The sequence below is a fragment of the Ruegeria sp. HKCCD7181 genome, from assembly GCF_057221055.1.
Genome location: NZ_JBWVBC010000007.1, coordinates 241,670 through 266,574, shown reverse-complemented (window position 1 = coordinate 266,574; position 24,905 = coordinate 241,670). Strand labels below are relative to the sequence as shown.

Sequence of the window (24,905 nt, the reverse complement as noted above, 5' to 3'; positions counted from 1 at the left end):
GCGCTTCGAAATATCTGAAGGGACGCGCGCCTCCGTCGAGCAGTGGATGGAAGACGGACTCATGGTCGGATCTGAATATCTGTGGCCCGGGTGTTTTTATGAGCGCCTGCATATCTCCACCCGCCAGTACGCTCGGATCGTACGTGATTGGGTGACGTCTATTGGGTTGGAGGCGAGCGCTTACGGCACTTCAATGCGATGAACCAAAATCACCGAGATCCACAAGAAAACGGGAAACCTGCGCGCAGTACAACTCTTGCTCAGCCATACTAAGATGGACAGCACAGTTCGGTATCTCGGCGTTGAGCTTGAGGGCGCCTTAACCGTAGCGGAAGCTATTGAAATCTAATGTCTCCGGGCCGCCTTCACGGGCGGCCCGAACCGGACATTAGGTCACCCTGTTAGTGCTGCAGTGCGGCTACGCCAACACAAACACTTGGATTTCTAACAAGTAGTGTCACAGATTATCACCTCTTTGAGTTACCAGTCTTCCCATTAACGATCTCAAGTATTCTGTTTCTTTGAATTTTTCCCGATGGCCCTTTTGGCAGATCCGGCAAGATATGAACTTCATCGGGAGACTTGAAGCGACCTAATTGGGTTTGGCAAATCTTCGACAGGTCTTGCGGCGTCAATTCAGATCCTTCGCGAATTCTTACGGCCGCCTCGACGGTTTCGCCATAGCTGTCGCAGGGGCGTGCAAAAGCCGCGGCTTCAACTACATCGGGGTGAGAATAAAGCGCTTCGTCGATCTCACGTGGTGCAATGTTTTCACCGCCCTTGATGATTAGTTCCTTCAACCGTCCAGTGACAAAAACGTAACCATCCTTGTCCATGCGCGCCAAATCACCGGTTCGCAACCAGCCATCGGAAGTAAATGTACCTGCAGTGGCATCCGGGTCTTTTAAGTACTCCAGCATCACATTCGGTCCACGTATGACTAATTCGCCTTCCGTTCCGTGCGCAATATGTCGAAGGCTCGCGTCAAAAATTGCCGCCTCATTTCCGTAAGCGATGCCCGGAGATCCAATCTTGCGGACACCCGGAGGCAATGGGTTAGACAGAATTTGCGCGGCGGTCTCGGTAAGACCCATAGTTTCCACGATTGGGATTTCGAACCAATCTTCAAACGCGCGCTGCACGTCCGGTGCCAAAGCCGAAGAAGCGGATCGACCGAAACGAACACGTTGTCGGGTTTGGATATCCGGTCCGGTGTCGGAGTGCAGCAAGTGGGAAATTATGGTTGGCACGACTGAAAACCAGGTTGCCTCGACCTTCCCCAGATTGTCCCAGAACCGGCTGGCAGAAAATCGTTCACACATCGCCAACGAACCGCCCGATACCAATGTTCCCATGACTGTCACGCACAGCCCGTTGATATGGTAGATCGGCAAAACGCAAAACCCGCGATCAGCCTCGGTCAGTTCATGAGCAACAGTTGTCGTCCAACCACCTGCCAGCAGGCTGGAATGAGTGTGGACAACGCCTTTTGGGCGACCGGTCGTCCCCGATGTATACATTAAAAGCGCGTGGTCGCCGGGCGTGACGTCATGTAGACCGCCAACAGCATCCTTGGCATCTGCAACTTGCAACGAGGTGATCTCGGCAGGATCAGCAGTTCGTTCGAACAAATCCGTTTGTCCGGGATGCACAAAGCCATAGCGTGAGCCGCTGTGTTTCAGCGCATAGGCTACGGCGTTGTCGCCAGCGATGAGGTTAATCATCGTTGCCCGGAATCCTCCGTAGAGAACACCGAAAAGGACCTCAAGTGCTTCACGGCTATTGGGGTAGAGGATGGCTATGCTTTCCCCTTTTGCCACACCCATACCGGTTAACATGACTGCGATGCGGTGGGCTGTTTCGCGCAATTCACCCCAGCTCAGATCCGGTGCTCCGTCGGGGAAAACAAACCCGATTCCGCCCTGACTTGCTCTTTGGTTCAACCAGTCGCGGACGGTTCCTTCGGGCGGTTCCATCATTGTCCAACCTCCGACCAATAGTCGCCGAAAATCTCCTCCAGCCCGGGTTCACGCAGAGGTATTTCACGCACGATCTTGGTGGTCTGGACGAAATGCCGCCAATGCAGGTTGGTGTCGATGGAATTCCCACCCCAACTGCCGCACCCCATCGAGAGCGAAAACGGCATTCCATTGGTGAAACTGCCGCCGGTGGCAAAGGTATGCGCCTGGTTTACAATGACCCGACAAGTGGGCATCTCGTGTCCCAACTTAACTGCGCGCGTGTCGTCATCAGTATGGATGCCGACCGAATGCCCGGCCCCCTGATGTGCCAGAATGCGAGTGGCAATAGCCTTGGCCTCGTCAAAATCTGCTGCGCGGTAGAGCGCCAATACCCTGCTGAGTTTTTCGCCTGACAAAGGATGATCCGGGCCTATCCCGTCGGTTTCCACCGCCAGAAACTTGGTCCCCTCTTGTACTTTACCCGTCATTCCCAGGGCTTCGAGCATCTTGTCGGCGTCCTGCGCTATGGCCGAACGGTTAAGATGACCATCGGGCCAAAGCCGCGCGACGATGTCACTTGCACCGGAAGACGGAACCAATGCACCGCCCTCGGCAGCCATTGCGGCGACGAAGGCGTCATAAACCGCGTCCACCACGATCACCGCATTCTCAGAAGAACAGGACGTTGCGTTGTCGAAACACTTTGATGCAGTGATCTTGGCTGCGGCGGCAAGCAGATCGGCAGTCTCGTCCACAATCACTGTGACATTGCCAGCGCCAACTGCGACCGCTGGCGTACCACAGGATTGTGCACGTTGGACGTTGTTTTGACTTCCGGTGCAGATCACCCGATCGACAGTTTCCATTAGTCGCTGTGTCTTGGCCTTTGAACCCGGCGCTGGGATCATCTGAACCAGATCGCGATCCAATCCCAGCTTGTCGAATTCTGTGTGAATGTACCCAAGCAGCATCTCGCAGGATGCCACGCCCTTGGGGGAGGGCGCCACCACAATGGAGTTGCCGCCCTTTAGCGCATTGATGATGTTGTTCGCGGGCGTCGCGGCCGGGTTGGTAGACGGCACAACCGCGCCGATCACACCGACAGGGCGCGCAATCTCGGTAATACCAGTAATAGGATCGTCACTAATGATGCCGTGGGTTTTCGCGTCAGCGATATCTCGCAGCAGACCGAGTGTCTTGCGATGGTTCTTAGTGATCTTGTCGGGCACATTGCCAAGACCAGTGGTTTCAACAGCAGTCTCGGCCAGCGACCGATTGCGTGCTGGTTCCATGATGGCCCATCCCACTGCAAGTGCCGCTTTGTCATAAAGCGCCTGACTGCCACCGGTTTCGAAAGCTGCCTGGGCCGTACGCGCTCGTGCTACAATACTGTCTACTTCAGCGATTTCGGGGGAAATCCCGTCCTGAGCGTTCATCTTGGTCCTCGATTGTTTGTTCGGGGCGGACCCACTCCGCCCCGCAAGGTTCGGCCGGATCAGAGGCCAGCCAATAACTCATTCAGCGTTTGTTGACGCTGCGCCCACATCTCGATCACTTCGTCTCGTGTCATGATGTGCATAGGCGAACCGCCTGCCTGCATCTTTTTGGCTACACGATCGTTGGCAAACATTTCCGGGACCGCGGCCGCCAGTTTCTCTATCACCTCAGGAGGTGTTCCCTTGGGCACCATCACGCCTCGGAAATTGACCGAAGAATTGTCGACATCCAGCCCCTGTTCCATCATCGTAGGCACATCCGGCAGGAAGGCGTTGCGCTCCAGATCAGCAACTCCCAGGATTTTTACGTTGCCTGCCTCTTGCGCACGGAATGCATCCGAAAGGTTGTTGATACCGCCCATGACTTCACCGGCAATAACCGCTTTCATGGCTGCAGCCCCGCCGCCTTTAGTCGGGATGTAGGCCATCTTGGTTCCCGCTGCCTTATCGATCTGAAGGGCGGCAATGTGGTGGCCCACAAAAAGTCCCGCTCCGGATACAGTCAGCTTGCCGGGATTTTCCTTAGAATAAGAGACGACATCGTCCATAGAATTAAACGGGCTGTCCGCACCAACAACGAAAACTGCCGGATCTGCACCCCAGTTTGCAATGGGTTCAAAACTGTCTGCCGAGTACTCCACACCGCCCTTGATCGACTGGGCGATGAAATGCGGAACGTTATAGGCCGCCAGCGTATAGCCATCCGGGTCAGCCTGGGTTGCAAACCAGTTCCAGCCAACGCGCCCGCCCGCACCAGGTTTGTTGATGATGGCAATGGGCATCCCCAGCGCATCCTCGTTCCCCGAGGTCATCGTGACAATCCGCGCCTGAAAATCAGTTGCTCCACCGGCGCCGTAGCTGACCATCATCATGATCGGTCGTTCGGGGTATTCCTCGGCCACCGCCGCGCCTGTTAGACTCATTAGGGCCAAAGCGGCCCCTGCAATCATTCGTTTCATTTGTGTTTCCTCCCTAAATTAGTTCACCCGCATCCTGTGCGGTCAGAACAGAATTTCCTTTGGCGTGTAGACGTTCAGAAGCATGCCAAAGAGCCCGTACATCACCGCTATGAAAACCGCTGTGATGATGCCGCGCTTGATCCAAGTTTTGGATTCGGAATGAGGAGCCGGATCGTAAATTGACAGCAGAGTGAAGAAAGCGATTGCCGTCGCAGTGTAGAACCCCAGGGTTTTGGCTCCCCAGAAAACGTAGATTAGCGTTACGATCAGACCCGGCAGCATGTTGATGAACATCGAGCGTGTCACACCGTTCCCGACCTTGGACAATCCCATCACCGCCTTGCCGAATGTCCATCCGGCCAGAACCACAAAGACCGATGCGATCAGGCGCGGGAACAGGAACGCCTCGGCCGGTTGCTGGGTATAACTGACCCACGTCACCCAAAGCCCGACGGCAAATACCAGACCTGATCCGAATACGTGCTGCGAGCGGTTCATGCCTGTGCCTCCTCTTTGGTGGTGTAGCGACGATGACGCAATTCCATCCAGACCGAGTATGCGACCGATGCCAGCACCACAGCGATCAGCAGCAGGTTCAATCCACCGGTCAGGAAGTAAGCCGCCTTGCCTTCGGTAGCGTCCGCAATCATCCCGCCCTGAATGAAGTTGGCCTCGGCGATTGGTCCAAGGATCAACCCCAACACCAACGGTGCGGCTGAGAAGCCAAAGCGTTCCAGGAAGAACATGCCGATGCCGAGGCACGCCATGACATAGACATCACCCATTGACCCCTGAACCGAATAAGCTCCGAAGACTGACAGCGCCAGTACGATGGCCGCCATAACCGATTGCGGAACCTGAGCCACACGGGCCGCAAGACCCGCCACATAGAGGCCGAAGATGCACATCAGAACCTGCCCGATCAGCATCGAGTTGATGAAGGTCCAAGCGACATCAGGATGGTTGTCGAACAGGTCCGAGCCCGGGAAAATTCCATGGATCAGCAATCCACCCAACAGGACCGCGGCAGTAGGGCTGCCGGGGATCGACAGGGTCAATAATGGCACCAGCGACGGTCCGACCATCGCATTATTGGCGGATTCCGCAGCGATCACGCCTTCGGAATGACCTGTGCCGAACCTGTCCTTTTCGGATGAGAATTTCTTGGATTGGTCATAGGCAACCAAACCTGCGATCTGTCCACCAACACCCGGGATCAGACCTATGATCGAACCGGTCAATGTGCCGATGCTCAACGCGCGGGTGCGGGTAAATAGTTCTCGAACCGCAGCCAGTATCGAATGGCGTTGCACTTCGATGACTTCGGCGCCGGTGTTGTGGCGACCTTTTGCAAACATCGTCAGAACCTGAGGGATTGCAAACAAACCAATCAGCGCAGCAATGATGTTGATGCCTCCGCCCAAAGCGGGATGAAAGATGAACCGTTGCGCGCCCATGATGTCGTCAAACCCGATGGTGGCCAGCCACAACCCGATACAGCCCGAGAGCAGGCCTTTGACCACCGAGGCAGAATCCAGTGTACCGATCACCGTCACCCCCAGAATGGCCAGCCAGAACAGGTGCGAAGGGCCGAAAGCCAATGCCCATTTGGCCAGTACAGGGGTCAGAAAAATCAACAGGAGCACACCAAAGATGCCACCCACGGCCGAGGCCAGAAAAGACAGCTGCAACGCCCGCGCTCCCTGGCCCTGCTTGGCCATAGTGTGCCCATCCAATGTCGTTGCGATATTGGCTGGTGCACCGGGGATCTTGAGCAAAATGGCACTAACCGCGCCGCCGGCAACAGTCGAGGTATAGGCCGCCCCCAACAGGATCAGTCCCTGCGCCGCCTCAAGTTGGAAGGTAAACGGTATCAGCAGGGCAACTGCCATGGTAGGTGACAGCCCCGGGGTTGCACCAAGGATTAGCCCTCCAATCGTGCCACTCAACAGCAGTAGAAACGATAGCGGTGTGAATACGTCTCCGAAGTAATAAATGAATTCCATTCAGGGCCTCCCACCCCATCAGTTCACACTTTTACTTTTGTTGACAAATCAGGTTAGGCCATGAAAATAGTATTGCAAATGTTTTCATAAATTCGACCAGGCGGAAGAATATTATGGCTAATTTTCAAAAGGGTAAGGTGGATATTGTGGCGGTCGCAAAGGCCGCAAAAGTTTCACCGTCCACAGTCTCTCGCACCTTCAACCACCCAGATCTGGTGAACCCAGCGACTCGAAAAAAGATCAAAAGGGCGGTTCAGAGACTTGGATACATCCGAAACCGGGCGGCACAGACGATGCATGGCAAACGATCAGGCACCATCGGTCTAGTGGTGCCAACGATAAACCACGCCATTTTTGCTGAGGTCATTCAGGCTTTTTCGGATTCCATCGATAATGCCGGGTTCAGTCTGTTGCTGGCATCACATGGTTATGACCTCGATCGGGAATACGCGATGGTTCGCAAGCTGCTGGAGCATCGTGTGGACGGAGTGGCGCTGGTCGGATTGGAGCATTCAGAAGCCACCGCCCGGCTGATCGAACAGCAGAAAGTACCGGCGCTTGCAATTTGGAATTATTCGGAGGATTCCGCCCTTCCGTGTGTTGGGGCAGACAACCGGTTGGCCGGGCGTCTTGCGGCAGAACATCTGCTGGCCTTGGGGCACCGCGACATCGGGCTGATCTTTCCTAAAACCACCGGTAATGACCGAGCGCAAAATCGGCTTTCTGCCGTACATGATGCGCTAAACGAAATGGGTATTTCCGTTCCGAGTGAGCATGAATCGGAAGCCCCATATAGTGTGTCTCAAGCCAAGCAAGCAGCCATGTCTCTTTTGACTGAACGCTCTCGTCCCACGGCTCTACTTTGCGGGAATGACGTCATTGCGCAGGGCGCATTGTTTGCGGCCCAAAACCTTGGTTTGAAAGTTCCCGATGACCTGTCCATCATCGGGATCGGAGATTTCAAAGGATCCGCGGATGTTGAACCGGGGCTAACTACAATTCGCATCCCTGCAGAAACCATCGGCAAACTCGCTGGCGAAAAGTTCACCGACTACATTACGTCAGACGATGCAAAGCCCTTTAGAATCTGCTGCGAGTTAGAGCGCGTTATTAGAGGAACAACAAGTCTGGCTTCGAATTCTTAGGCAACTAAGAAATGCAAGTCATCGCCCGGAACATCCAAATTTTGGAAGTCTGCCGAAACGCAGAGACTAATTGCCGTGGCGTATTAGAGCAACTGGATCTCAAGCGTATTGAGTGTCCGGTTTTGTTACCACAGCGAAGTTGTTTTGAACTTGCAGTGAACACACACTTCCCGCCCATGGCAGACAAAAGTGTTCCACTCTTACTTTTATCGAACTGCCTGTAGGCTGCACGCATCTGGACGATAAACACAAGAACAACCCCCTTGAAAGGGCAACTTTCCTTCATTGTTGCAGAGAACGACACCTTAATTTGGTCATTCAATCTAATCTCATACCGTGCCACAACTACCTCAAAGGATTGTGCTGGGCATTTCCAGCAATCGGCGTAGGCATGCCTGCACCCTCATCGGCAGAACGAATACCGCCAGTTTTGTCTAGTGGTACACACTTCGGGCCACGTCGTTGCCTCGCGCGGAGATGTTCAACGGGTTGTCGTCATTGAAACCGATCTTGAATACAAATGGGCGGTCGTCCTGGATGCCGATCCTTATGTGCAGGAACCCAGAGAGCAGGTTCGATTTGATTGGCATTATGTTGGACGGCTTCGCATTCACTTCATTGATTTGCTCATCGGTATGCATAGCGGCACGACTTCAGTATTGATCGTGAAACCAGAAAAGCGAATTCGACAACACAAGTTCGTAGTTGAGACACGAAAACTCGCGAGGCAGGTCAAAAGCTCTGGCATCGTCGACGAGGTGCGTGTCTTGACTGACGAGTGGTAACGGCATGGTTTGTCGCTCATTCCTCGTAGCAAACAGAATTGGGATGATATCCTCTGGAACCTCTCGGAATTCGCACCTCGCGGAGATGAACTGGAACAATTGGCTGGGAACGCTTAATTGCGTACGGTATCGTCATTACTAAAATCCGTAGCAGGTCAGTTCGAGGGACAGACAGGTCCGGAGTGGCCTGAGTCGCAGCCTGTCGAACAGGCAGCCTGCACTTCTAAAATGATTGTCGTTTTCGCGGGAGGGGTGGGGTGGCCCCCTCTCTGAGAAGACTGACGTCTGACTGTAGGGGCTTTGCCGGGCGTTTAGGCTTCGAGATCGCCAAAGGTTGAGAAGCAAGCATCCGGGGTTTCTGCTATTTTCATCGACCTTGGAGGGATCATCAGAAAAATTTCAGATCCGGATACTCGGCTGGGCCGAGGTGAACTTGCACAAGTGTTGAAGATCAGTCGAGTCGCCATAAAGCGACTGATCGAAGGAGAGGGGGGAGCCATTGTTGATGCCCTTACCTCGAACAAGCCAACTTGGCGCCCCGATACGCTATCCCTACAAAGATGTTTATCGGTTTCAGAGAAAGTATGCGATGTTGAGAGAATTGATCAGAGGCACTGGGCTTCATCATACTCAGGTTAATAAACAACTGCGTAACAAAGGTGATGGGCCAATTCGTGACACGGAGAAGATCAAAATACACCTCTTCGAACAGACAGCTGCCATATACGCACTGCAATATTGATACATCACTGAGACGAGGTCGCGCTTTGTGCTCCTTTTTTGCGGCTGCAAGCCAGACGGTTGCAACTTTCTGCTGGTTGAAATTGTATAATAGGTATCCGAGTTAACTGTAGCCCGCTTCCAACTGACGTGCATTAGTGAGGTCGTCTATTTTGGGTTGAAATCTAATGTCTCTTTGCACATAAAGGTTGTATCCTGAGGCCCGAAGTCTCAAGTTGAGTTGACTCTGAAGCAACATTCTCGTGAATGCTGTAATTGCGTCTCTTTTCTGCCGGATTCATCATTGATACACACAAACTGTGAGCGGTTGGGGTGTTGAAAGGTGCAGGCGAGCAGATGAGAGCCGGGGATAACGGTCGAACAGCAATTACCTGGACGCAAACAGAACTGGATGGGCTTGAGGCTGCGCCACTGGCCCACTTGTCTGTTGGAGCGGCATGGTCATGGCGTGGTCGAGGACTAGCATTGACGGGAGCAGAAGCACTTGGCTTTGAGCAAACCGTATACGCGGGTTCAGTCGCAACACTATCTGAGCGAATTCAAGCTGCCTCGGTAGAGCATTCTGGAACTGAACAGGCATTTGTCGAAATTTCCAATGGCGCGCAACGTTTCGTTGCAGATCTGGTGTGGGCCGACGGTGAAGAAATGCCCGTGTTGATCTTCACAAACGGTTGCCCGGCGCGAGATCAGGAGTTCTGGGTCAGCCGTGTTTCAGAATTGTCAGAGCAAAATGGTAACGTGGACTTGCCAGACGAAACTGTCGTCTCGTTCCCTGTTCTGCGTACGATTTCAGAGTCTGAAATGAATACGGCGCGACCCCTGATCTTGACGGCAGCGGAGTAAACGCGACTGCAAGTGCGCCAGCAAGCTTTTTGCTCCGGAAGTGCTGATAGTCAAACTTGGCGTGTTGACTCCACCAATTGCGCAGATATAAGCGCGGCTTCATTGGTGTTGGTGGCCCCCGCAAGGGGATACCTGTCATGGGGGAAACCTCAAGAGGACAACGCCCTTCATAGTGGCCCGCATGGGCTTCGACCAAAACGAAGGAGATCAGCCGTGACCAAACGCACGTCTGCCAAGTACAAAATCGACCGCCGGATGGGCGAAAACATCTGGGGTCGTCCGAAATCCCCGGTTAACCGTCGTGAATACGGCCCCGGCCAGCACGGTCAGCGCCGCAAGGGCAAACTGTCTGACTTTGGTCTGCAGCTGCGCGCCAAGCAGAAGCTGAAAGGTTACTACGGCGACCTGACCGAGAAGCAGTTCCGCCGCATCTACGCCGAAGCCGAACGTGTTAAAGGCGACACCGGTGAAAACCTGATCGGTCTGCTGGAGCGTCGTCTGGACGCCGTCGTCTATCGCGCCAAGTTCGTACCGACCGTCTTCGCGGCTCGTCAGTTCGTGAACCACGGCCACGTCAAAGTGAACGGCAAACGAGTGAACATCCCGTCCTATCGTGTCAAAGAAGGCGACGTGATCGAAGTTCGCGACAAATCCAAGCAACTGGCTGTTGTTCTGGAAGCGGCCGCTCTGGCCGAACGTGATGTGCCTGACTACATCGACGCCGACCACTCCAAAATGACCGCGACTTTCGTCCGCGCACCCGGCCTGGGCGATGTGCCTTACCCGGTCGTCATGGAGCCGAACCTGGTCGTCGAATTCTACGCGAAGAACTAATCTTCGCCGATATCCCGACGTTGGGGCTGCGCAGTTTGCGCGGCCCTTTTCTTTTTGCGATCCTAAAGCGGTAGTGGTCGTCCCTCGGCAATTGCTTCCATTGCAAAATACGATGTCACACTGTCCAGCTCGACCTTTTCGATCAAGCGCTGGTAGACCTTGTCGTAAGACGCCATATCCTGCGTAACCACTTTCAGTTGATAGTCGTAATCGCCGCCAATTCGATGGAAGTCGACCACCTCTGGAATCGTCAGTACATGGCTTCGAAACGCCTGCAGCCACTCGGCTGAGTGATGCCGGGTGCGCAGCATGACAAAAACCACAAGGCTCAGCCCCAGCTTTTCTCGCGCGATTCTGGCAGTTGACCCCAGAAGTACTTCATCGTCGTTGAGTGCCTTTAGACGACGCCAGCAAGCGTTCTGAGACAAGCCAACCCTGTCAGCCAGCTCGCGTTGCGACAAGGTGGCATCCTTTTGCAGCTCCTTCAGGATGCGGGTGTCTATTTGATCTAAATTTTTGCTCATTTAAACTCATATGACACAAAAAATGAGGAAAATCAGCAAGAAACGGTGAAGTTTCTGCGCTGAATATCAATCATATTTGGTAGTGCAATATGGAGCCAATGAAATGACCCTGTCCAGTTTCCGCGCGGAAATCCAAGCCGCTACTCACGACAAAACTCTGCGCGATGGACTGATCGGAGAGAGTGTTCTGATCCCGGGTCTGCATGGGGACGTGCCGCTAGTGTATGCGGACTACGTTGCTTCGGGTCGCGCTATGCGGCAGGTTGAGGATTATGTTTCCCAACACGTGTTGCCATTCTACGCAAACAGTCACACCGAAGCCTCTTATTGCGGTTCATACATGACGCGTCTGCGTCGTGAGGCACGATCCGAAATTGCCCGCATTGTTGGCGCGAGGGGAGAGGATACGGTGATTTTCGCCGGGTCTGGTGCCACTGCTGGGCTCAACCGGTTGGTCAGCTTATTTGGTGTACAGGAGGCTGACCAGCCGGTTGTTTTGATAGGCCCTTACGAACACCACTCGAATATCTTGCCCTGGCGTGAAAGCAAGGCGCGTGTGATCGAAATTCCCGAAGCGCCGGGGGGCGGGTTGGATTTGAACGCTCTGCAGGCGGTTTTGATCGAAACTGCTGATGCGGATCTGGTAATCGGTTCCTTTTCCGCGGCGTCGAATGTGACTGGCGTCATAACCGACCCTGATCCGGTTACACGGTTGCTGAAAAGACACGGCGCTTTGGCCGTCTGGGACTATGCCGGTGGCGGGCCTTACCTGCCCATGGATATGGGGCCGGACGATGCGCGCAAGGATGCCATTGTGGTGTCGCCGCATAAATTCCCCGGCGGGCCTGGTGCGTCTGGTGTGCTGATCGTCAATGGCAGCGCCGTCCAAAAAACCTGTCCCAGCTGGCCAGGTGGTGGCACTGTCAGCTTTGTTTCGCCCTGGCGGCACGATTACAGCGCGAACCTGGCGACGCGCGAAGAAGCCGGAACTCCCAATGTGATCGGTGACATCCGGGCTGCGCTTGCCTTTATCGTAAAGGACGCCGTCGGCACCAAGGAAATTGCCAGACGCGAAGCGCTGTACAACCAGATGGCGCTGGAGGGGTGGGGCAATAATCCGCATCTGACCTTGCTCGGAACGAACAACCCGCATCGTCTGCCGATCTTTTCGTTCCTAGTGTGCGACAAGGCGGGGCAGCCGGTACATCAGCAATTGTTCACTCGGATGCTAAGCGACATATACGGCATTCAAGCCCGCGGCGGCTGCGCTTGTGCCGGGCCTTATGCGCATCGTCTGTTGGGAATTGACAGGGCGACCTCCGAAGCATTGCACGCTGCATTGTCGGCAGGCGAAGAGATGAAAAAGCCAGGTTGGGTCCGTCTGAACTTTTCCTATCTCATGAGCGAAGAGACGGTCCAGTTCATCATCGACAGTGTCAATGATCTGTCTCGACGGACCGAGGAATACGTGCCGTTTTACACCGCCGATCCGGCAACGGCCCGCTTCGAGGCGGCCTGAAGGAATTGCCGCTTTTCTCAACCCGTTGAGACAGGTATGAGGGGCCCACGTAAGGAGCCTCTCATGACCAAAATCACCCCGCAACCCGGTATTATGGACATCGCGCTGTATCAGGGCGGCCAATCCCATATCGCGGGTGTGGCAGACGTCATAAAGCTAAGCTCGAACGAAAACCCTTTTGGTCCCAGCCCCAAAGCGATCGAGGCAGTGCGCGGTAGTGCCGCGACCCTGCATCGCTATCCCAGCACAGATCATGCTGGCTTGCGCGCGGCGATTGCGGATCGGCATGGTCTGGACCCGGCGCGGATCATATGCGGTGTTGGCAGCGACGAGGTCTTGCAATTTGTGGCGCATGCCTATGCAGGGCCGGAAGATGAAGTGATCTATACTGAGCACGGATTTTCCATGTACCCAATTATTGCCTGCATGGTTGGGGCAAGACCGGTGATGGTCGCCGAGCGGGAACGCAAGGTGGATGTCGATGAGATTTTGGCTGGCGTCACCGAGAAAACTAAAATCGTCTTTGTCACAAATCCGGGCAACCCGACCTCGACAATGATCTCCGACGCAGAATTGATGCGCCTGGCTGATGCGTTGCCTAAGACCTGCCTAATGGTGCTGGATGGAGCCTACGCGGAATTTGTCCAAGGCTTCGACGGTGGCGCGAGCCTGGTCGATCGCTATCCCAATGTCATCATGACGCGGACATTTTCGAAAATTTACGGTTTGGGCGGCATGCGCGTTGGTTGGGGTTATGCACAACGAGATATCATAGACGTTCTCAACCGGGTACGTCAGCCATTCAACCTTTCATTGACCGCTATGGCCGCGGCTGAAGCAGCCGTTCAGGACGAGGAATACTTGACTTTCTGCCACGCGGAAAACGCGCGTTTGCGAGTTTGGCTGGCGGAAGAGCTGGAGAAGATCGGTGTTCCGTCCGATCCGTCCTGCACAAATTTCATCCTCGCGCGCTTTGCTGATAGGGTTGAGGCTGAGGCCTGTGACGACTTTCTGAAAACCCGGGGTTTGATCGTTCGCCGTGTTGCGGGGTACAACCTGCCGAACGCCCTGCGGATCACCGTAGGTGACGAAGAAGCCTGCCGCCGCGTTGTAGCAGCCATCACTGCGTTCAAGGGAGACGCCGCATGAGCCAGATATACGATCGTGTGGCGCTGATCGGGCTGGGCCTGATCGCTTCGTCCATGTTCTGGGCGATTAAACGCGCCGGACTGGCTGGTGAAGTAACAGGTTACGCCCGCTCGGAAGAGACCCGTGACACCGCGCGCCGCATCGGGCTTTGCGACAGGGTATGCGACACCGCGCAAGAGGCGGTCGAGGGGGCGGATCTGGTTGTTTTGTGTGTTCCGGTCGGGGCTATGGGCGCAGTGGCCAAAGACATTGCCCCCGTGTTGAAGCCGGGCGCGACTGTGACCGACGTAGGCTCAGTCAAGCGGGCTGTAATTCAAGCGGTCGGGCCGCATGTTCCAGGCGGGGTGCATTTTATCCCGGCTCACCCCTTGGCCGGAACGGAGCATTCCGGGCCGGAATCCGGGTTTGCCGAGTTGTTTGATAATCGCTGGTGCTTGCTGGTGCCGGTAGAAAACTCTGACCCCGAGGCGATAACGCAGCTTCGCGCGTTGTGGGAAGGGCTTGGGTCAAATGTCGATGAAATGGACGCCGACCATCATGACCTCGTGCTGGCAGTGACGTCTCATGCGCCGCACCTGATCGCCTATACGATGGTAGGCGTGGCCGACGACCTGCGGCGCGTCACAGATACCGAGGTGATCAAGTACTCGGCCGCCGGTTTCAGGGATTTCACCCGTATTGCAGCCTCGGACCCGACCATGTGGCGGGATGTTTTTCTAAGCAACAAGGATGCGACGCTGGAAATTCTGGGCCGTTTCACGGAAGAACTTTTTGCCCTGCAACGGGCGATCCGTACTGGTGACGGCGATCATCTGTTCGACTATTTCACCCGCACGCGCGCGATCCGACGTGGGATCATCGACGCGGGGCAGGATACAGACGCTCCGGATTTCGGACGCGGAAAGACAAGCTGATGCGACTACGCTGGGGCCACTTTCTTTTTGTGCTTGGGGCTGTCATGGCAGTAACCGGTCAGGCGGCTCCTCTCGACCGGTCCCTTGTTCCCTTGATCCGCCCAGCCGGAGCCTCGGTGGTACAAGTGGCGGCAATTGTCAGCGCGGCGCCAGTGGTACTCGACGCCAGAGTGCGCCCCGCATTGCGCCCGGCTTCTCCCCAGGTTCTTGCGACTGCTGCGCGTGCGGCTGATCTGCCTCTGCTTGGACCTGACACATCTCTTATGCCTTACATGCGGCCCAAGTCCTTGGAGCAGGAGATTTTGTTCAAGAGACGTAAACTGCGCAAAGGATCCGTCTGCGGAGACATAGCCATTCAGGGTAAGCCGGTGGGCAAAGTTCCGGGCAAGATCAACGCCTGCGGCATCAAAGAGGCAGTTCAGATCACATCCGTTTCCGGTGTGGCTCTGAGCCGCCCGTCGACCATGGACTGCGGCACGGCGATTGCCCTGAACAAATGGGTCGACAAGACAGTGAAACCGACCTTCAAAAGACGGGGGCCGGTGGCGGAACTACAAATTGCGGCCCATTACGCCTGCCGAACGCGCAACAATCGTAAGGGGGCGCGGATTTCGGAACACGGCAAGGGGCGGGCCATCGACATCTCGGGCTTCAAAATGGCAGACGGTGAGGTCGTTACCGTCCTGAACGGTTGGCGCAAGAATCCGTCGAAAAAACAGCTGACTAAGGTCTGGCGTGGGGCTTGCGGGCCGTTTGGCACGGTTTTGGGCCCTAATTCGGATCGATATCACCGCGACCACTTCCATCTGGATACCGCCCGACACCGAAGCGGACCCTATTGCCGTTAGCGTAAGATCAGTCGCGGCGCGGGACCTAATGGCAACGGCCCCAAGGCCACAAATCCATCCCGAAAATTCAGCTGCAAGTCCAGTGCGTTGGGATTGCCGCCCAATCCGGCCATGAAGTTCAGTGCACGTGTGACAGGATCTACCGCCTTATCGGGCAGCGCACCTGCGGCATTGGCCATGGCAATCATGTCGCGCCAGTTCTCAGCTTTGACGGCAATTTCACCGGTCGGGATGCCCTGGTTGTCCACAGTCAGTTCGCCAGCGGCGAACAGGCGAAGCTCACCCCAGTGAACCTCGGCCAGCCGCAGATCGATGGCTGTTGGTTGGGGTCTGCTTTCTTCTAACGCAGTCCTGTCCCAAGGCTTGTCAAACGTGGCTGTCATATCCAGCTCAAGCGTTTCGAATGCCTGTGGCAATGAAGTGGCCGAGCGCATCAGGTCACGCAGGTCGTCGCCCGGGGTAAAGCCATCAGCACGGGCAGCAATGACGTATGCGTTGGGGTTGGGCGTCTGTTCCATGGCGAGTGCGAGTGTGTTACCGCCCGCCAGGGGATTCTCGTCGTTCGTAATAGACCAAGCGTCGGCTGTCAGGGCCATTTTTTCCAATGTCAGTGCGACACCCGGTTGCAATTGCAGCTCGGCCAGCAAGTCTTCGGCTTGTATTGTCGCTGTCTGATCAAAATACGACAGCCTCTGCGGGGTATCGGCAAAGCGCAATACCTGACGGCCGGGCCAGATGGCAGGGCTTTGAAATTCGATCCAATCCGCGCTCCATGCCGTGCCGTTTACGGGATCCGCCAGCGCCGGATTGGCCAGTCGCGTCATATGGTGTGTCGGGTAGCCGGCTGTTTCGACGCCGGAAAAATCTGCCTGCCAGCCGAGATTTTGTTGTTTGTCGAACCAACCTGTTATGGCAGTCCGCAGCCCATATCCGGCGATGAACCAATATGCGCTCCACACGACGGCTGCAAAAATGAATACTCGTATCAGACGGCGCATGGCAAATGGCCCTTTTTCCTGCCTTGGATTTGATGTTTATAGGCGTAAACGGGCAAGGACCAGTGCTATGACGATGTGGGTTTTCGGATATGGATCGCTGCTGTGGAACCCGGGATTCCCTATTGCCCGCAGCGAGCGCGCCACGCTGCATGGCTATGCCCGGTCCTTTTGCATGAGTTCGATCCACCACCGAGGAACTGAGGAAAAGCCAGGTCTGGTACTGGCCCTGGACGAGCAGACAGACGCACGCTGCACCGGGCTGGCATTAGCCGTCGAAGATGGCCACGAAGAGCGGACGCTGGATGAGCTGCGCGAGCGCGAGCTGATTTCTTCAGCCTATCTGGAGCGAATGTTGGATGTGCATTTGGATTGCGGGCAGGTCGTAAACGCGGTGACCTATGTGATTGATCCGCACCACGTGCAGTATTGCGGTGGTATGCCTCTGGAGAGGCAGGCCCAGATCATCGCACATGCGGTCGGTGGCCGGGGTCCGAATACCGAGTATCTGTACAACACTGCCTCACATCTGGACGAGATCGGATTGAACGACCCAGATCTTGAGTGGTTGTCGCAACGGGTACGCACAATTAGCGGATAAACCCTTGGCGTCATCGGCAGGTTTTCGCTAGGCTCTGGCCCAGAGCAGAAAAATACCGGGAACTACGCGCATGGCGCAGGCACAGCAGGGCGCGAGACCACATTTCTCGCAACCGATCCGTCAGATCTTGATGATGCTGATCGCAATTGGGCTGTCGGGAGCGGGTGTGTTCCTGGCACTGCCTTATGTGTTGCCCGTCATTCAGGCGAACCTGTACCTGAATGGGTTTATTCTGCTGGTCTTTGTCGTTGGTGTACTGGCTTGTTTTTTGCAGGTGACTCAGCTGATCGGGTCGGTCCGCTGGATCGAAGCCTTTGTCGGCGGGGTCGAACGTGACGACACCAGCACGCCGCAATTGTTGGCGCCGCTGGCCTCGCTGTTGCGAGCAAGGGGTGCGCGATCGCAGATCAGCTCCAGCTCGACCCGATCCATTCTGGATTCGGTAGCCGAGCGGATCGAAGAAGAGCGTGAGATCACGCGCTACATTACCAACGTTCTGATTTACCTTGGCCTTTTGGGTACGTTTTTTGGCCTGGCAACGACAGTTCCTGCAATTGTCGACACGATCCGCAGCCTGAACCCACAGGCGGGTGAAGAGGGGCTGGCGGTGTTCAACCGCCTGATGACCGGTCTGGAGTCTCAGCTACAGGGTATGGGTGTCGCCTTTGGATCATCTTTGCTTGGTCTGGCGGGGTCGCTGATCGTTGGCCTGCTGGAGCTGTTCGCCGGCCATGGCCAGAACAGGTTCTACCGAGAGCTCGAGGAATGGTTGTCCGGCATCACTCGCGTCGGTTTCAGCGGAACCGACGAAGGCGGTGCGGAACTGGCCGTGCTGACGCCCGTACTGGACGCGATGGCCGAGCAGATGGACGCCCTTCAAGACATGTTCTCGGCGCAAGAGAAAGACCGCATCGAAGTGTCTTCCAAACTGGGCCAGCTTGTCGATGTGATCGGCGATATGAACCAGCGTCAAGCCCAGACCGAAGGCGTCACAGCGGCGCTGGAACGTGTCGCGCTGGGACAAGACGCCTTGCTGGACCATATGCGTGACCATGGTGCAGGCGAGGGCATAGATGCCGAAAGTCGAATGCGGCTGCGCTCAATGGACGTGCAGTTGCTGCGCATCTTGGAGGAAATTTCTGCCGGACGGCAGGACAGCATGAACGAGCTGCGCAAGGATTTCGAACTGCTGGTCAAGGCGCTGACGCTGCCTCGGGGTGCTGTGCGAACGCCGCCGGAAGGGGAATAAAGTATGGCCCTGTCCCGTCGCACCGGTCAGCGTTTCCAGGGGTCGGTCTGGCCCGGTTTCGTGGATGCGATGACTGGCCTGTTGATGGTGCTGACCTTTGTGCTGACCATCTTCATGGTGGTGCAGTTCGTGCTGCGCGAAACGATCTCGGGTCAAGAGGACGAACTGACTGCCTTGTCAGATGAGATCGCAGCGCTGGCCGGGGCGCTGGGGTTGGAAGAGCGTGAGAACAGCCGCCTGCAAGCGCGTCTGGGCGCGTTAAACACGACATTGTCCACCGTCGAAGAGGATCTGGCACTGGCTAGGACCCGCATCACCGATTTCGAAGCGCAAGTTGCCGCTCTGCTGACCGAGCAGGAACGGGCGCAGGGCAATATAGCGGCGCTGGAAAGCCAGAGGGACGAGTTGCTGACCGAACAGGATACGTTGAATCTTGCTTTGGCCCAAAGTCGTCAGGAGATTGACGCGCAGGCCGAAGCGGCGCGTCTTGCTGCTGCCCGACGCGAGGCGCTGGAAGCTTTAGTGGCTGACCTGGAAACAACGGATGCTGCACAGGCCGCGCAGATTTCTGATCTTGAACAACAGCTTTCGGAAGAAGAAGCAGCCCGTCTGGCAGAGACCGCTGCGGCTGAAACCTTGCGCGACCGTCTAAAGAATGCAGATGCCGAGTTGACGGCGATGACGCTTGCGCTGGAAGCGCAGCGCAAGGAAGCCGAGGATACGCTGACTCTGTTGGCTGCAGCACAGGCTGCTAAAGCTGAGCTGGAGCGGCAGTTCGGCGAACTGAACGCAGAAGAACTGAAGGCCCAGCTGCAAGCCGCGCTGGATGCGCAGACGCAGGCTCAGGCCGAGGCACAGGCTCAAAAAACGCTGGCTGAAGAGCGCGCCGCGCTGTTGGCGGTGGCGCGGGAGACGCTCGCGTCGGAACAAGAGATTTCGACAGCGGCGCAACGCCAGACTGCTTTGCTCAATCAGCAGATGTCGGCTTTGCGGGGCCAATTGGGCTCGCTTCAGGCTCTGCTGGACGATTACGAAGATCGCAACGCTGCGGCTGAAATCCAAATTCAGACGCTTGGGCAGGACTTGAATGCTGCGCTGGCTCGTGCGGCTTCGGAAGAACGCCGTCGTCGTTTGCTGGAAGAGGCCGAGCGCATTCGCCTGGAAGCCGAGGCCGAGGCGCTGGCTGGCCAAAACCAGGAACTGACCGCGCAAGCTGAAGACCTTCAACGCTATCGCTCTGAGTTCTTTGGCCGGTTAAGGGATGTGCTGGGCGATCAGGAAGGAGTGCGCATCGAAGGCGACCGCTTTGTTTTCTCCTCTGAGGTTCTTTTCGACACCGGGTCGGCAGTTTTGTCTGGCGAGGGCAGGCAGGAGGTTGCCAAAGTAGCCAACATTCTGCGCAGCGTCGCGGCCGAAATTCCCGAAGGTTTGAACTGGGTGATCCGGGTCGATGGCCACACGGACAACGTGCCGCTGGCCGGGTCCGGGCGCTATCGTGACAATTGGGAGCTCAGCCAGGGCCGTGCTTTGTCAGTTGTGCGCTTCATGGTCGACGCTCTGGGTATCCCGCCGGATCGGCTGGCCGCTAACGGGTTTGGAGAGTTCCAGCCCGTCAATCCGGCGGACACGCCGGAAGCAAGGGCACAGAACAGACGGATCGAACTGAAGCTCACCGAAAGGTAAGTCAGGTTACTCAAAGGAACCGGGGCACACGTCCAAATGCCGGGTTGCGCATAGCGTTATCGTCGCCCGAAACGGAACCTCTTGTCTGGAGTTCCCGCGATGCAGCATGGAGCAACAGGGAAGCCCTCGGCCCGGAAGTAAGTATATGTTCCAGAGGGATACTCAGCTGAACCGTAGGCGCCCCGTTACATTGATCCAGGTGTCCCTGACCCCGGCAATCTTCATGACCATTCTTCCTATTGTTCAATGATCCAACTGAAGCGTTCGCGTGGGAGATCGCCGTTTCCTGGAATGGGAATTCGAAAATAGCACGCCCCAAGTACATAAGTCATGACGCACCGAGATGAAAAGAAAACACCCGACGGATTTAACCGCCGGGTGTTCAAATTCGTAATTCGATGCCGAATGGATCAGTCCGCAGTCAGCAACGGGGGTTTGTCCCCTGGAATGCGCGGTTGATCGGGGCCCAGGATTTCCAGATCCAGCTCGCCTTTCTTGACCGAAACGCGAACGAGGCCACCTTTCGCAAGTTTGCCGAACAACAACTCTTCGGCCAATGGCTTCTTGATGTGCTCCTGAATCACACGGCCCAGCGGACGCGCGCCCATCTTGTCATCATAGCCCTTGTCTGCCAGCCATTCGGCAGCTTTCGGTGTCAGATCAATGCTCACGCCACGATCCAGCAACTGTGCTTCAAGCTGCAATACGAATTTCTCGACCACTTGCAGAATGACCTCTTTCGGCAGCGGCGCGAAGGAGATCACGGCGTCCAGACGGTTGCGGAACTCTGGCGTGAACATACGTTCGATGGCAGCGGTGTCTTCGCCCTCGCGACGATCACGGGCAAACCCGATGGCGGCCTTGGCCTGTTCCTGCGCACCCGCGTTCGAGGTCATTATCAAAACCACGTTGCGGAAGTTAACGGTGCGGCCGTTGTGATCGGTCAGCTCGCCGTGGTCCATCACCTGCAACAGGATGTTGAACACGTCCGGATGTGCCTTTTCGATCTCGTCGAGCAGTAGCACGCAATGCGGATGCTGGTCGACGCCGTCAGTCAGCAGACCGCCCTGATCGAAGCCCACATATCCCGGAGGCGCGCCGATCAGACGGCTTACCGCGTGTTTCTCCATGTACTCCGACATGTCGAAGCGCAGCAGTTCCACACCGAGCGTGTCTGCCAGCTGTTTCGCAACCTCTGTTTTACCGACACCAGTCGGACCAGCGAACAGGTAGTTGCCGATGGGCTTTTCAGGTTCGCGCAGTCCGGCACGGGCCAGTTTAATTGCGCTGGAAAGTGCCTCGATGGCCTCATCCTGACCAAACACCACCCGTTTCAACGAGGCTTCAAGGTCTTTCAGAACTTCTGCATCGTCTTTGGTGACATTCTTGGGTGGGATACGAGCGATCTTGGCAACAACCGCCTCAATCTCTTTGACGCCGATTGTTTTACGGCGTTTGCTTTCCGCGACCAGATGCTGTGCCGCACCGGCCTCGTCGATCACGTCGATGGCCTTGTCTGGCAATTTCCGGTCGTTGATATAGCGTGCGGCCAGTTCCACCGCTGTCTTGATCGCATCAGCGGTATATTTGATTTCGTGGTGCTTCTCGAAATAAGGTTTCAGACCGCGCAAAATCTTGATGCTGTCTTCGACCGAAGGCTCGTTCACGTCGATTTTTTGGAACCGGCGGGACAAGGCGCGGTCCTTTTCAAAGTGCTGACGGAATTCCTTATAGGTTGTTGACCCCATCGTGCGCAGCTTGCCGCCCTGCAGGGCAGGTTTCAGCAGATTCGACGCATCCATCGCGCCCCCTGACGTTGCGCCAGCTCCGATCACAGTGTGAATCTCGTCAATGAACAGCACCGCGTCCGGATGATCTTCAAGCTCGGTCACGACGGCTTTCAGACGTTCTTCGAAGTCACCGCGATAGCGGGTACCCGCTAGCAGGGCGCCCATGTCCAGCGAAAAAATCGTGGTTTGGGACAGCACCTCGGGCGCATCGCCGGACACAATCTTATGCGCCAGACCTTCGGCTATCGCAGTCTTGCCGACGCCGGGGTCTCCGACTAGCAGCGGGTTGTTCTTGCGACGACGGCACAGCACCTGAATGCACCGCTCGACCTCATCACTGCGACCGATCAGTGGATCCACTTCGCCCGCGCGAGATTTGGCGTTTAGATCAATACAGTATTTTCCAAGCGCACTTTCCTTCTGCTCGCCTTCGCTGGCGGCAGGCTGCGCCTCATCCTCGACTTGATCTGCACCCGACACCGGGCGGTTTTCGCCATATGCCGGATCTTTTGCTACACCATGCGCGATGAAATTGACCGCATCATAGCGAGTCATATCCTGTTCCTGCAGGAAATATGCGGCATTACTTTCGCGCTCGGCAAAGATCGCTACCAGCACGTTGGCGCCGGTTACTTCGGTCCGGCCCGAGCTTTGCACATGAATCGCGGCGCGTTGAATGACGCGCTGGAAGGCTGCAGTTGGAACGGCCTCAGACCCATCGATATCCGTGACCAGGTTCGACAGATCCTCGTCAATGAATTCAACCAAAGTGCTGCGCAATTCGTCCAGATCGACGCTGCAGGCTTTCATAACCCGAATGGCATCGGGTTCTTCCAGCAGCGCCAGCAGCAGATGCTCCAGCGTTGCGAATTCATGCCGCCGTTCATTCGCAGCTGCCAAGGCCGCGTGAATGGCTTGTTCTAGTGTGCTCGAGAATGAAGGCACGCGGGTGCTCCTCTGTCTTGGGTCGGAACGGGGGCAGGCGTCGGCCGGAACCCCATCCAACCATGTCCTCATACTATTAGAGTTTGGTTGATCGTGGCCCGGCTTCAAGGGTTTTCTTTCACTTGACAGTCACATTTCCTGTGACCGTGGCCGTGAGGAAGGCGAAATAGGTACTAAAACCTGTCTTTTCTAGCCCGAATTTCGGCAAACACTTCGGCAGGGGGTGCATTTTCCATTCCAAGCCTGGCCTGAATCGCAGGATCAGAGGCGCGCAAGAACGGATTTGTCTCTTTCTCGAGTGCCAAAAGAGATGGAACCGTTGCTTCTCCGGCCGCGCGCGCGCGGTCGATGTCGGCAATACGGTTCAACAGGGCAGAGTTGTCCGGGTCGATTGTAACAGCAAATTTCGCGTTGGACTGGGTGTATTCGTGGCCGGAATAAACCAGAGTGTCATCGGGCAAGGCGGCCAATTTGCCTAGTGATTCCCACATTTGCGGCGCGCTGCCTTCGAACAATCTGCCGCAACCCAGCGCCATCAGGCTGTCGGCGGTAAAAACCGCGTGGCTTTCGGGCAAATAGAACGCGATGTGGCCAATAGTGTGGCCCGAGACCTCCAGAACTTCGACGGGTTCGCCGCCGATGGTAAAAGTATCGCCTTCTGCCACTTGTCGATCCAGCCGAGGCAACCGGTACGCATCTGCGGCTGCGCCAATTACCTGGGCGGGATGCTGCTCCAGGATTGCGGGCAGGGCGTCGACATGATCCCAGTGGTGATGGGTCAGCAATGCGTGGCTCAGCCGCCAGCCTCGTGCTGACAGCTCTGAAAGGACGGGGTCCGCCTCAGGAGCATCGACCAGCGCGGTTTCGCCGCTGTTGGCATCATGGGCCAGAAAGGCATAGTTGTCGCTGAGACATGGGATGGTGACGATCTCAAGAGGCATGGCCTTTTGCCCTTTCGTTGCTAGACTGCGCCCAGCTAAGCCGATTGATCAGGTGTCCGCAATGCATCTTGATGTGCAGGATCTAAGGAATTTCTACTACCGCAGCACGTTGGGACGTGCAGCGCAGGCGGCGATCCGCGGGCGGTTGATCGGGCTATGGCCTGAAGCAAAAGGACAAACAGTCGTAGGCTTTGGGTTCGCTGTTCCCTTGCTGCGCCCCTATTTGGCTGATGCCCGGCGCGTGATCGGGCTGATGCCCGGTCCGCAAGGAGTCATGCCATGGCCGGCGGGAATGCCAAACGTTTCGGTTTTAACAGAAGAGACGCTCTGGCCGATCGAAACGGGTCACGTGGACAAGCTGGTCGTCATGCATGGGCTTGAAACGTCGGGTCGGCCAAGCCAGTTGCTGGACGAATGCTGGCGCGTGTTGGGGCCCGGCGGGCGTGCGCTGTTTGTCGTCCCGAACCGTACGGGGCTTTGGTCGCGATCAGATCGGACCCCGTTCGGATTTGGTCGCCCCTATTCCGCGACGCAACTGGAAAGCCAGCTCAAGGCACATCACTTTATCCCCGAGAACCATTGCTCGGCCCTGTACCTGCCACCGTCGTTCCGTCGGTTCTGGTTGAAATCGGGCAACCTGATCGAGAAAACAGGACAGCGCCTGCCGACTGTGATGGCCGGCGGAGTTCTGATGGTCGAAGCCACCAAACAGATCAGGCCGCCAAGCGGAAGTGTCACAAAAGACACCGAACGCCGCCCGATCAAGGCGCTTGATGGACTGTTAAAACCGGCCTAGCGTCACAGGCCGGATTTCATCGCATCCAGCACGGAAATTGAGGGAAATAGGTCACAGGAATCGCAAAAAACTACACTTTGGTAACATTTTTCCCGCCTCACAGCCGGATAAAAGGGTCGCACCTTGCCTAAGTTGCTGAAATATAACGCTTTGTGGATAAAGTGGTTCCCGTGATAATATA

Annotated in this window: 21 protein-coding genes and 1 pseudogene; 13 read left to right on the top strand and 9 right to left on the bottom strand. The window is 56.2% G+C overall.

Translation table 11 applies throughout. The features are described 5' to 3' along the window. A pseudogene (locus AC2TCY_RS15620) lies at window positions 1-349 on the top strand (site-specific integrase); the annotation flags it as partial. Between the two features lie 118 nt (window positions 350-467). On the opposite strand, the gene AC2TCY_RS15615 reads toward AC2TCY_RS15620, so the two are convergent. The 5 genes from AC2TCY_RS15615 to AC2TCY_RS15595 are packed head-to-tail and all read right to left on the bottom strand — an operon-like array spanning window position 468 to window position 6,422. Beyond that, window positions 468-1,979, bottom strand: coding sequence for an AMP-binding protein (locus tag AC2TCY_RS15615; RefSeq protein ID WP_480848716.1), 1,512 nt, complete (start codon window positions 1,977-1,979; stop codon window positions 468-470). Further along, window positions 1,976-3,397, bottom strand: a complete 1,422-nt coding sequence (gene sauS, locus AC2TCY_RS15610; protein WP_480848715.1) for an acylating sulfoacetaldehyde dehydrogenase — start codon at window positions 3,395-3,397, stop codon at window positions 1,976-1,978. Before sauS ends, AC2TCY_RS15615 begins: the two co-directional genes overlap by 4 nt. Before the next feature lie 59 nt (window positions 3,398-3,456). Next, window positions 3,457-4,416 carry a Bug family tripartite tricarboxylate transporter substrate binding protein gene (locus tag AC2TCY_RS15605; RefSeq protein ID WP_480848713.1) on the bottom strand — a complete coding sequence of 320 codons (960 nt, stop codon included), beginning with the start codon at window positions 4,414-4,416 and terminating at the stop codon, window positions 3,457-3,459. A 42-nt stretch (window positions 4,417-4,458) separates the two neighbouring features. Further along, on the bottom strand, window positions 4,459-4,914 hold the full coding sequence (locus AC2TCY_RS15600; RefSeq protein WP_480848711.1) for a tripartite tricarboxylate transporter TctB family protein: 456 nt from the start codon (window positions 4,912-4,914) through the stop codon (window positions 4,459-4,461). Then, the gene (locus AC2TCY_RS15595) at window positions 4,911-6,422 is read right to left on the bottom strand and encodes a tripartite tricarboxylate transporter permease (protein ID WP_480848710.1); all 1,512 of its coding nucleotides are present in this window, start codon (window positions 6,420-6,422) and stop codon (window positions 4,911-4,913) included. The genes AC2TCY_RS15600 and AC2TCY_RS15595 overlap by 4 nt, the downstream gene beginning before the upstream one ends. 113 nt (window positions 6,423-6,535) lie before the next feature. Here AC2TCY_RS15595 and AC2TCY_RS15590 point away from each other — a divergent pair, with 113 nt between their 5' ends. From AC2TCY_RS15590 to rpsD, 4 genes are all read left to right on the top strand, one after another. Then, window positions 6,536-7,567 carry a LacI family DNA-binding transcriptional regulator gene (locus AC2TCY_RS15590; RefSeq protein ID WP_480848709.1) on the top strand — a complete coding sequence of 344 codons (1,032 nt, stop codon included), beginning with the start codon at window positions 6,536-6,538 and terminating at the stop codon, window positions 7,565-7,567. Between the two features lie 437 nt (window positions 7,568-8,004). Continuing rightward, a complete protein-coding gene (locus AC2TCY_RS15585) occupies window positions 8,005-8,352 on the top strand; it encodes a hypothetical protein (protein ID WP_480848707.1) in 348 nt (115 codons plus the stop codon). A gap of 1,077 nt (window positions 8,353-9,429) precedes the next feature. Then, window positions 9,430-9,936, top strand: coding sequence for a hypothetical protein (locus tag AC2TCY_RS15580; RefSeq protein WP_480848706.1), 507 nt, complete (start codon window positions 9,430-9,432; stop codon window positions 9,934-9,936). 213 nt (window positions 9,937-10,149) lie between these two features. Next, a complete protein-coding gene (rpsD, locus tag AC2TCY_RS15575) occupies window positions 10,150-10,770 on the top strand; it encodes a 30S ribosomal protein S4 (RefSeq protein ID WP_039537647.1) in 621 nt (206 codons plus the stop codon). Between the two features lie 62 nt (window positions 10,771-10,832). Here the strand turns inward: rpsD and AC2TCY_RS15570 are convergent, their stop codons facing one another. Further along, window positions 10,833-11,294 carry an Lrp/AsnC family transcriptional regulator gene (locus AC2TCY_RS15570; protein ID WP_480848704.1) on the bottom strand — a complete coding sequence of 154 codons (462 nt, stop codon included), beginning with the start codon at window positions 11,292-11,294 and terminating at the stop codon, window positions 10,833-10,835. A gap of 103 nt (window positions 11,295-11,397) precedes the next feature. On the opposite strand from AC2TCY_RS15570, the gene AC2TCY_RS15565 reads away from it, so the two are divergent. From AC2TCY_RS15565 to AC2TCY_RS15550, 4 genes are all read left to right on the top strand, one after another. Beyond that, complete coding sequence (locus AC2TCY_RS15565) at window positions 11,398-12,813, top strand: aminotransferase class V-fold PLP-dependent enzyme (RefSeq protein WP_480848702.1); 1,416 nt, start codon at window positions 11,398-11,400, stop codon at window positions 12,811-12,813. 63 nt (window positions 12,814-12,876) lie between these two features. After that, a complete protein-coding gene (gene hisC, locus AC2TCY_RS15560) occupies window positions 12,877-13,962 on the top strand; it encodes a histidinol-phosphate transaminase (RefSeq protein ID WP_480848700.1) in 1,086 nt (361 codons plus the stop codon). Next, window positions 13,959-14,876, top strand: a complete 918-nt coding sequence (locus AC2TCY_RS15555) for a prephenate/arogenate dehydrogenase family protein (protein WP_480848699.1) — start codon at window positions 13,959-13,961, stop codon at window positions 14,874-14,876. The genes hisC and AC2TCY_RS15555 overlap by 4 nt, the downstream gene beginning before the upstream one ends. Then, the gene (locus AC2TCY_RS15550; protein ID WP_480848697.1) at window positions 14,876-15,724 is read left to right on the top strand and encodes an extensin-like domain-containing protein; all 849 of its coding nucleotides are present in this window, start codon (window positions 14,876-14,878) and stop codon (window positions 15,722-15,724) included. The genes AC2TCY_RS15555 and AC2TCY_RS15550 overlap by 1 nt, the downstream gene beginning before the upstream one ends. On the opposite strand, the gene AC2TCY_RS15545 is transcribed toward AC2TCY_RS15550, so the two are convergent. After that, window positions 15,721-16,722: a DUF2125 domain-containing protein gene (locus AC2TCY_RS15545; protein ID WP_480848696.1), complete on the bottom strand. Its 1,002-nt coding sequence runs from the start codon at window positions 16,720-16,722 to the stop codon at window positions 15,721-15,723. The two genes, AC2TCY_RS15550 and AC2TCY_RS15545, sit on opposite strands and share 4 nt — an antisense overlap. Window positions 16,723-16,789: 67 nt before the next feature. Here AC2TCY_RS15545 and AC2TCY_RS15540 point away from each other — a divergent pair, with 67 nt between their 5' ends. The 3 genes from AC2TCY_RS15540 (at window position 16,790) to AC2TCY_RS15530 (ending at window position 20,252) form a co-directional block, all read left to right on the top strand. After that, window positions 16,790-17,320 (top strand): gamma-glutamylcyclotransferase, encoded by a 531-nt coding sequence (locus AC2TCY_RS15540; RefSeq protein WP_480848694.1) that lies wholly within the window; start codon window positions 16,790-16,792, stop codon window positions 17,318-17,320. Window positions 17,321-17,390: 70 nt separating this feature from the next. Next, complete coding sequence (locus AC2TCY_RS15535) at window positions 17,391-18,569, top strand: biopolymer transporter ExbB (protein WP_480848693.1); 1,179 nt, start codon at window positions 17,391-17,393, stop codon at window positions 18,567-18,569. 3 nt (window positions 18,570-18,572) lie between these two features. Beyond that, window positions 18,573-20,252, top strand: coding sequence for a peptidoglycan -binding protein (locus AC2TCY_RS15530; protein WP_480848692.1), 1,680 nt, complete (start codon window positions 18,573-18,575; stop codon window positions 20,250-20,252). 410 nt (window positions 20,253-20,662) lie between these two features. Here AC2TCY_RS15530 and clpA read toward each other — a convergent pair whose 3' ends face one another. After that, complete coding sequence (clpA, locus tag AC2TCY_RS15525) at window positions 20,663-22,987, bottom strand: ATP-dependent Clp protease ATP-binding subunit ClpA (RefSeq protein WP_480848690.1); 2,325 nt, start codon at window positions 22,985-22,987, stop codon at window positions 20,663-20,665. 173 nt (window positions 22,988-23,160) lie between these two features. Further along, a complete protein-coding gene (gloB, locus tag AC2TCY_RS15520; protein ID WP_480848689.1) occupies window positions 23,161-23,928 on the bottom strand; it encodes a hydroxyacylglutathione hydrolase in 768 nt (255 codons plus the stop codon). A gap of 61 nt (window positions 23,929-23,989) precedes the next feature. On the opposite strand from gloB, the gene AC2TCY_RS15515 reads away from it, so the two are divergent. Next, on the top strand, window positions 23,990-24,724 hold the full coding sequence (locus AC2TCY_RS15515) for a class I SAM-dependent methyltransferase (RefSeq protein WP_480848688.1): 735 nt from the start codon (window positions 23,990-23,992) through the stop codon (window positions 24,722-24,724). Window positions 24,725-24,905 lie beyond the last annotated feature (181 nt).

Excerpts from the sequence above, each read along its gene's own strand:
- AC2TCY_RS15615 (WP_480848716.1), bottom strand. The coding sequence starts at position 1,979 with ATGATGGAACCGCCCGAAGGAACCGTCCGCGACTGGTTGAACCAAAGA.
- sauS (WP_480848715.1), bottom strand. The coding sequence starts at position 3,397 with ATGAACGCTCAGGACGGGATTTCCCCCGAAATCGCTGAAGTAGACAGT.
- AC2TCY_RS15605 (WP_480848713.1), bottom strand. The coding sequence starts at position 4,416 with ATGAAACGAATGATTGCAGGGGCCGCTTTGGCCCTAATGAGTCTAACA.
- AC2TCY_RS15600 (WP_480848711.1), bottom strand. The coding sequence starts at position 4,914 with ATGAACCGCTCGCAGCACGTATTCGGATCAGGTCTGGTATTTGCCGTC.
- AC2TCY_RS15595 (WP_480848710.1), bottom strand. The coding sequence starts at position 6,422 with ATGGAATTCATTTATTACTTCGGAGACGTATTCACACCGCTATCGTTT.
- AC2TCY_RS15590 (WP_480848709.1), top strand. The coding sequence starts at position 6,536 with ATGGCTAATTTTCAAAAGGGTAAGGTGGATATTGTGGCGGTCGCAAAG.
- AC2TCY_RS15580 (WP_480848706.1), top strand. The coding sequence starts at position 9,430 with ATGAGAGCCGGGGATAACGGTCGAACAGCAATTACCTGGACGCAAACA.
- AC2TCY_RS15570 (WP_480848704.1), bottom strand. The coding sequence starts at position 11,294 with ATGAGCAAAAATTTAGATCAAATAGACACCCGCATCCTGAAGGAGCTG.
- AC2TCY_RS15565 (WP_480848702.1), top strand. The coding sequence starts at position 11,398 with ATGACCCTGTCCAGTTTCCGCGCGGAAATCCAAGCCGCTACTCACGAC.
- hisC (WP_480848700.1), top strand. The coding sequence starts at position 12,877 with ATGACCAAAATCACCCCGCAACCCGGTATTATGGACATCGCGCTGTAT.
- AC2TCY_RS15555 (WP_480848699.1), top strand. The coding sequence starts at position 13,959 with ATGAGCCAGATATACGATCGTGTGGCGCTGATCGGGCTGGGCCTGATC.
- AC2TCY_RS15550 (WP_480848697.1), top strand. The coding sequence starts at position 14,876 with ATGCGACTACGCTGGGGCCACTTTCTTTTTGTGCTTGGGGCTGTCATG.
- AC2TCY_RS15545 (WP_480848696.1), bottom strand. The coding sequence starts at position 16,722 with ATGCGCCGTCTGATACGAGTATTCATTTTTGCAGCCGTCGTGTGGAGC.
- AC2TCY_RS15540 (WP_480848694.1), top strand. The coding sequence starts at position 16,790 with ATGACGATGTGGGTTTTCGGATATGGATCGCTGCTGTGGAACCCGGGA.
- AC2TCY_RS15535 (WP_480848693.1), top strand. The coding sequence starts at position 17,391 with ATGGCGCAGGCACAGCAGGGCGCGAGACCACATTTCTCGCAACCGATC.
- AC2TCY_RS15530 (WP_480848692.1), top strand. The coding sequence starts at position 18,573 with ATGGCCCTGTCCCGTCGCACCGGTCAGCGTTTCCAGGGGTCGGTCTGG.
- gloB (WP_480848689.1), bottom strand. The coding sequence starts at position 23,928 with ATGCCTCTTGAGATCGTCACCATCCCATGTCTCAGCGACAACTATGCC.
- AC2TCY_RS15515 (WP_480848688.1), top strand. The coding sequence starts at position 23,990 with ATGCATCTTGATGTGCAGGATCTAAGGAATTTCTACTACCGCAGCACG.